At 57.7% G+C, this 1763-nt stretch carries 1 rRNA gene; it reads left to right on the top strand.

Features of this window, described 5'->3' with window-relative positions:
• Window positions 1–60: 60 nt before the first annotated feature.
• Window positions 61–1763 (top strand): 23S ribosomal RNA (locus ACIRGB_RS35635); the annotation flags it as partial.

The raw sequence follows: 1763 nt of genomic DNA, 5'->3' as shown, positions 1-1763 counted from the left end.
CCCGGGGTGATGGGTGGTTGGTCGTTGTTTGAGAACTGCACAGTGGACGCGAGCATCTGTGGCCAAGTTTTTAAGGGCGCACGGTGGATGCCTTGGCACCAGGAACCGATGAAGGACGTGGGAGGCCACGATAGTCCCCGGGGAGTCGTCAACCAGGCTTTGATCCGGGGGTTTCCGAATGGGGAAACCCGGCAGTCGTCATGGGCTGTCACCCGCTGCTGAACACATAGGCAGTGTGGAGGGAACGCGGGGAAGTGAAACATCTCAGTACCCGCAGGAAGAGAAAACAACCGTGATTCCGGGAGTAGTGGCGAGCGAAACCGGATGAGGCCAAACCGTATACGTGTGAGACCCGGCAGGGGTTGCGTGTGCGGGGTTGTGGGATCTCTCTTCTGTTGTCTGCCGGCAACAGGACGAGTCAGAAACCGTTGATGTAGGCGAAGGACATGCGAAAGGTCCGGCGTAGAGGGTAAGACCCCCGTAGTCGAAACATCAGCGGCTCGTTTGAGAGACACCCAAGTAGCACGGGGCCCGAGAAATCCCGTGTGAATCTGGCGGGACCACCCGCTAAGCCTAAATATTCCCTGGTGACCGATAGCGGATAGTACCGTGAGGGAATGGTGAAAAGTACCGCGGGAGCGGAGTGAAATAGTACCTGAAACCGTGTGCCTACAAGCCGTGGGAGCGTCGGACATCAAGCTTGCTTGGTGTCTCGTGACTGCGTGCCTTTTGAAGAATGAGCCTGCGAGTTTGCGGTGTGTTGCGAGGTTAACCCGGGTGGGGAAGCCGTAGCGAAAGCGAGTCCGAATAGGGCGTTTTAGTAGCACGCTCAAGACCCGAAGCGGAGTGATCTAGCCATGGGCAGGTTGAAGCGGCTGTAAGAGGTCGTGGAGGACCGAACCCACCAGGGTTGAAAACCTGGGGGATGACCTGTGGTTAGGGGTGAAAGGCCAATCAAACTCCGTGATAGCTGGTTCTCCCCGAAATGCATTTAGGTGCAGCGTCGTGTGTTTCTTGCCGGAGGTAGAGCACTGGATAGGCGATGGGCCCTACCGGGTTACTGACCTTAGCCAAACTCCGAATGCCGGTAAGTGAGAGCGCGGCAGTGAGACTGTGGGGGATAAGCTCCATGGTCGAGAGGGAAACAGCCCAGAGCATCGACTAAGGCCCCTAAGCGTACGCTAAGTGGGAAAGGATGTGGAGTCGCACAGACAACCAGGAGGTTGGCTTAGAAGCAGCCACCCTTGAAAGAGTGCGTAATAGCTCACTGGTCTAGTGATTCCGCGCCGACAATGTAGCGGGGCTCAAGCGTACCGCCGAAGTCGTGTCATTGCAGCAATACGGCCAACGCCGGCTGTGATGGGTAGGGGAGCGTCGTGTGCCGGGTGAAGCAGCCGCGGAAGCGAGTTGTGGACGGTTCACGAGTGAGAATGCAGGCATGAGTAGCGATACAAACGTGAGAAACGTTTGCGCCGATTGACTAAGGGTTCCTGGGTCAAGCTGATCTGCCCAGGGTAAGTCGGGACCTAAGGCGAGGCCGACAGGCGTAGTCGATGGATAACCGGTTGATATTCCGGTACCCGCTGTGAAGCGTCAAACATCGAACCAGGCGATGCTAAGTCCGTGAAGCCGCCCCTGATCTCTTCGGAGTGAGGGGGAGTGGTGGAGCCGACGGACCAGACCTGTAGTAGGTGAGTGATGGGGTGACGCAGGAAGGTAGTCCATCCCGGGCGGTGGTTGTCCCGGGGTAAGGGTGTAGGCCG

The sequence above is a fragment of the Streptomyces sp. NPDC102490 genome, assembly GCF_044765285.1.
GTDB lineage: Bacteria > Actinomycetota > Actinomycetes > Streptomycetales > Streptomycetaceae > Streptomyces.
This window is presented reverse-complemented; position numbering and strand designations above follow the sequence as displayed.